This is a genomic window from Nocardia sp. NPDC059177 (genome assembly GCF_042755165.1).
Taxonomy (GTDB): Bacteria; Actinomycetota; Actinomycetes; order Mycobacteriales; family Mycobacteriaceae; genus Nocardia.
Map to the genome: position 1 here is coordinate 1 of NZ_JBHZBX010000042.1, position 5,509 is coordinate 5,509.

Annotated in this window: 3 protein-coding genes; all 3 read right to left on the reverse strand. The window is 63.5% G+C overall.

Annotated features, from left to right (window positions below; all coding sequences use genetic code 11):
• On the reverse strand, nucleotides 1-3,186 hold a 3,186-nt coding region (locus ACFXK0_RS28835; RefSeq protein ID WP_379414241.1), incomplete at its 3' end, for a hypothetical protein.
• Nucleotides 3,183-3,917, reverse strand: coding sequence for a hypothetical protein (locus ACFXK0_RS28840; RefSeq protein ID WP_379414242.1), 735 nt, complete (start codon nucleotides 3,915-3,917; stop codon nucleotides 3,183-3,185). The genes ACFXK0_RS28840 and ACFXK0_RS28835, both read right to left, overlap by 4 nt.
• Nucleotides 3,914-5,509 (reverse strand): hypothetical protein (locus tag ACFXK0_RS28845; protein ID WP_379414243.1); only part of this gene is annotated, 1,596 nt, incomplete at its 5' end. The genes ACFXK0_RS28845 and ACFXK0_RS28840, both read right to left, overlap by 4 nt.

A 5,509-nucleotide genomic window follows, 5' to 3' on the forward strand; every position in this document is an offset into this window, starting at 1 on the left:
CTGAACTGACGCGACTTCTTCTGTGCCACAACAACTCCGTTCAGTTACCCAAATTCTACTTTGGGCCACTGTCCGAAGAACTTCGGGCACCTCAAGATGGGCGAGGTGGGCGGCGTCGAACTCTGATTGCGATCGGCGCTGCGCGTCAGCCCGGGTGATATCAGTGCTGGCTTCTATTGTGTCGCACAGACTTTCAGCTCGACTATGGATATCAGGGTCGAGCCGGTTGACTTCAGCCAACGCACGGCTCACCGCCTTGTTCGCATCCTCGAATCGGGTTGCCTCGACCATGCCGTGCTCCGCTTTGGCCAATTCCTCGCGCAGAGTCGTCCATTGTGTGCGCAGGATCGCCGGATTGCCGCCAGGGTCGGTGCCCGAAATGTCGACGCCGAGGTCTGCTCGTTCCCGCCGGTGCGATTCGCAGTCGCTGCGGTAGTTGGCTGCCTGTTGGGTCGCTGCCTTGAAGACGCCCTCCGCGTCTTCGATGCTGGCGATGGCTTGGTCGCGGGCGGTCTTCGCCTGGTTGAGCTTCCCATCGATCCCCAATATCGACGTTTCTGCCTGATCGGCGAGCGCCGACTGGTCTGCCAACTCAACGGCGAGTCTCGTGCGTTCCTTTGCGTTCGTGGCGAGAACCGTCTGCTTGCGCTCTTCGATTCGTGCGTCTCCCGCGAGGGTGCGTTGACCCGTTTGCTCTTGTGACAAACCTTCGAGCTTGGCGTTGGCGGTCGCCAGTGCCTCCGCAGCGTCTTGCGCGGCCGCTTCCAGGTTGCCGAGCGTGGTCGCGCCCCATCGTCTGGCGAAGTCACGACACCGCGCTTCGCTCGCGCGGTACTGTTGGGCGGCTTCGGTTGCCTGTCGCGCCTGTTCGTCGTGGTGTTGGGCCGAGACTTCCAATTCCTGCCGCAGTTCGGCGGCCCAGACTCGGTCCCAGGTCGAGCGATGCGGAATGACTACGTGACAGAAGGACATCGGCGGCGTCAATGGCGGCAGTGTCGTCGGCGGGGTGGTCACGGTGACCGGCGTCCTCGTAGGCAACTCGCTGTCCTGGAGGACCCGCACGCCGTCGTCGAATCTGTTCCGGTCGGAGACGACGACTCCGCCTGCTAGTTCGGGATTAGCGGCGATGAAGGGTTCGCGCGCGTCCGCGTCGACGATGTTGTTCTCGATCCATTGCAGCCCGGTGACCGAGCCGATCCCGGCGGCGGAGAGCGTATCGAGTACATCAAGCACGTCCTGTGCGGCGGGCGCGGTGCCGGTCAGATCGAGCAGGCCAAGTTGGTGATACGCGGCCTTGGCCTCCGAGCCATGTTCTGTCGATCGGGCATCGGCGTCACGCGCGGACTCCGCGGCGAGATGGGCTGTACGGAGCAGCGTTTCGGTATCAGTCACCTCACCGCCAGCCAACTCGAGAACAACGCTATCCCCCGTCGCCACGGCGAAATCGTCGACAAAACGCTTGACGTCGGTTGCCGTCGACTGTCGCTGTTCGCGGAGTCCGTTCATGCTGGCGTTCAGCTGCTCGATGGCCCTATCGAGCTCATCGAATCGCTGTTCGGCGGATTCACCTCGGGTGCGGGCGGTCTCAGCCGCCTGTTCTGCGCTCGTTTGGGTTTCTCGCCAGCGGCGTACGCAATCGGCCAGGCTTTCGAGCTCATGCAGCCAACCCGCTGTCACCGCGTCCGTTCGCGCTAGGCGCGCGGCCTCGACGTCCGCGCGCACGCGTGCCCGCTCATCGGAGAGTTTCTCGATTGCGACGAGGGCGGCTGTCTTCTTCTCGTCCGCCTGCTCCTTGAGCGCGACCGCATCGGCGGCGCGGTCATCGGCATTTTTCACAGCGGTTCCGGATTCCGTGATCAACCCGTCGAGTCTGCCCGCCAACGCGGCGGCCGCGTGGGCGACATCAGCACGCAGCGGGCCTAGGTCCGCGTCGGCTTTTTCGTAGGCTTGGCGCGCGGTGTCGGCCGCCGCTCGTGCGACGCGTAGCGCCAGGACATCGTTGACCGCCCGCCACGCTTTCGCGGCAATCTCAGCTAGGTTCGCGCGCTCCTTGCTGACTTCGAGGCGTTGGGCCGCCGACCCGACGGCCGCGCGCGCCTGCTCGAGGACCAGCTGCAGCCGGACATCGCTGACTTGACCGTAGTCGCGGCGCGCCGTCGCGAAAGCTAGACTTGTGGCGGTGACCGCATCGGCAAGGCCGGTGAGATTCCGACGGTCCTGCTCGATACGGTTGATGAGCGACGAAACGTGTTCCCCGCCAAGGGTGAACGCCCGCAGCAGCTCGCCTTCGGCCGTCGCGCGTTCCTCGGCCAACACCGCTACCCGCTCGATCAACGGAACGACCACCTCACCGAAGTTCGCCCGCTCCGCCAACGACGACCGCTGGGCGGCCAGAACAGCGTAATCGCCCAACTTCCCAGCGAAGATCTCCAAATCACGCTGATCGTTCAAGGCGGTCACGAAGAACCGCACGACATTGTCCGGCGAATCGAACGAGTGCAGTAACTGCTCCGCACCGGTCTCGGAGTCGTTCATGCGCATCTGGTAGGCGAACAGAACCGGGTCGATGCTTGTGTGTTTCTCCAACGTGGAGGTCCACTCGGTTTGCTTGTCGACGAGAATCCCGTGTGCCGCTGGCGTCGCGTCGATCAGGTTGTCGATGGCGGCCCGAAAGTGCCGAAAAGTCACGCGCCGACCATCGGCGATGAACGGCAGATCGTCGATCCCCGGCATGTCGGGGCCGGTTCGGAACATGTACCAGGCGCGATGCATATTCGAGGTCGAGCGCATCTTGTGGGCTGGCTGTCGGCGGCCGTCTTTCCACTCCATCACCGTCCCGGTGACCGTGCGGTAGCCCGTCGCGGCGTCCTCCCATTCACAGACAATGTGCGATGTGTCGCCGGTCAACACGTAGTCGCCGAGGATCTTGCCGCCCACCTGCGCCCGTGCGGCGGGCACGATGAGACTGCAGATCAGAGTGATCAGCGTCGATTTCCCTCCAGTGTTAGTCAGGGACAACAGCACTCGTGCGGCCGCGCCGGCACTGGTGCTGAAATCCAGATCGAGCGGATCGAACCGGGCGCCATCGGGTCCCACACCGTGCAGACGGGCTCGCCGCAGACGAAGCGGCGGCGTTGGCAGTTCCTGCGGTGGTTGCTGATTCACTTCGAAGAGCGAGTCGGTCACGCTGTGTCCTCTTCGCTGGCGTTGCCGGAACTGCCAGCCAGGCCATTTACCAGCCGGAACAGTTCGGAGTCATCGCACAGTGCGCCGACCGCATAGCGAAATCGCGGCCTAGCCGCCCAGACGCCTCCGTCAGCGTCACCTTTGGCGGTGAGAAACCCTGCCTCGACGAGTATCTTGCAGACTCGAACAACGATCCCCGGGCGATCTCCCGTTGACCTGCGTCGAGCATTCGGACGAGCGGGCGATAGGTCACTCCATCGCCGCCACGCTTCGATCAGGTCGTCATCGATATCGCTATCGTCGGCACTGTTCTCAACGAGCGACTGGGCTACCCGATCCAAGGTGTCGACCACCGATTGTGTGGTGAAAACAGCGATTCGGTCGGGATCATCGAGCATCGCCGGGTCCGGGTATACGGTTCGTGCGACTGCCAGAATCACCGCGCCAAGCAGCGCGCGATGTGCCTGTGGTGCCCGTTTTGACACGTCCGCCACTGTCAAACGTAACGGAGAGTGTGTACGCGCGGTCGCGATGATGCCATCTCGCTCGTCAACGCTGACATCGAGCCCTGCACCCGCGAATACTCCGTCGACGGCGACGGCGAAGTCAGAATCCTCATAGTATCTGCGCACGAGCCGATGCAATTCCTCATTGCGTGCGGGGGTTTCCTTCGGGCGAGCAGCCCAGGCGAGGAAACGGCCGACATCCTCATACTCGCTCGGGGCTCTCATTCGAGCGCCTCCTGCCCGTAATCGATCCCGGTCCGAGTCCTCGGGGCGGAAGCGGCGATATCGGTACTCACCTCGGCGGGAATCAACAGCAGGTCGTCGGCGCGAATGACCGCCGAATCCAAGGACTCTCCGGTCGTGACAGCGACCACGACCTGGTCACCTGCCGATCTGCCAGCCAAATGCGGAGCCCATGCGTGATGAGCAGCATGGACCACTGTCGCAGCCAGAACACCAGCATCCAAGATGTGGCTATCGCCGCCCGGTTCAGCGGCAACAGTCCGCAGAGCATCGTCTACGCGAGCTAGCAGTTGCGACAACCTAGTTGGCTCGGTGAGGCCGTCGAACAACGATTCCGCGACAGCCTCATAGGCATCCCACCACTCGGGCGCCTCGTCCGAATCGACTTCGGGCGGTTCATATTCCACGCCTAGCTCAGGGATTCGAGGCGGCGTGCACAGTTCATCAGTCATGGTCGTCAGCAACGGCCACCATCGAATCGGCAGCCCACCGGCCACTGCCAACAACCGGTCGGCGGCTCGAGCGCCACCTGCGGTCGGGCCGGCAAGCAGTGGCACGAGCAAGTCCGCGCCAAGGTCGATGCGGTGAGTGCGACGCGGCGGACGCGCGAAACGATCATCGAGTGCCTGCCGCAACGCTGCCCGCGCCCCAATGAGATGGCGATGCAACTCGCTATGCCGAAAGCGGCATTCACGAAGGATCTCGAGCAACCGATTGAGCGCTTCCAGACGCGCCCTATCCGAAATGTCGGTGCGCCGATCAGCGACTGTTTCCAGCAACGCCGTCTCGGCGTCGAGCCTGCCCCGGACGTGATCGAGAGCGGCATCCAGATACGCCGGGACATCACCAAGCCAATCATGGGTGTCTGGATCGATGAGGGTGTCGGCGACAACGCGCCTGATCCGCTCCTGATACTCGATCGACCGATAGCGCGCGACGCGGGCGATCTGCACCGCCGACGCGACCGCGCCGCGCGCGATCAACGCCGCCATCTGTGCTTCATTGGCGATCTGCGCGGCTTCGATGTCGAGATCGAGGGCGTCGACGAAGATGTTGATGGCCTGTTCGGACGCACGAAGGTGTTCAATCCCATCGGTGCTGTCCGGGTGCAAGTACAGCAGCCGAAACCGCTGCTGTCGCCAAGTCGGCCCCTCCGCCGTGTGAACAAGATGCTGAACGACCTCTACATCGACGGTGACAAGCGAAACAACAACCCGCTCAGCCGCCTTCGCCCATTGCGCCGGGTCCGCATCCGGCGACTGCCTGGCCGCCTGCTCGGCGGCGTAGGCCACCGTCTCATCCCAGGTCCGCCCCGACGACAATCCCATCGCCAGCGCTACCTGGTCGATCACAGCGAGCGCGATTCGGAAAAGGTCGTAGTCTGCCCAGAAGTCGCCGTCCAGGCTGGATTTGGTTCGCTCGAGATCGGTGAGGATCTGGATGGGGGCAAGCGCGCGTCGCCGTCGCGTGATGGAGTCGTCTGAGGGGCTGGGAAGTTCTCGGACAGTGAGATTTTGACTTCTCAGGCTGCTCGATTCCGCTCGAACCAGTCGGACTCTACTTCGTTGGGCGTC

What these genes read in the sequence shown, in the direction of transcription:
- ACFXK0_RS28840 (WP_379414242.1), bottom strand. Translation starts at nt 3,917, where the DNA reads ATGAGAGCCCCGAGCGAGTATGAGGATGTCGGCCGTTTCCTCGCCTGG.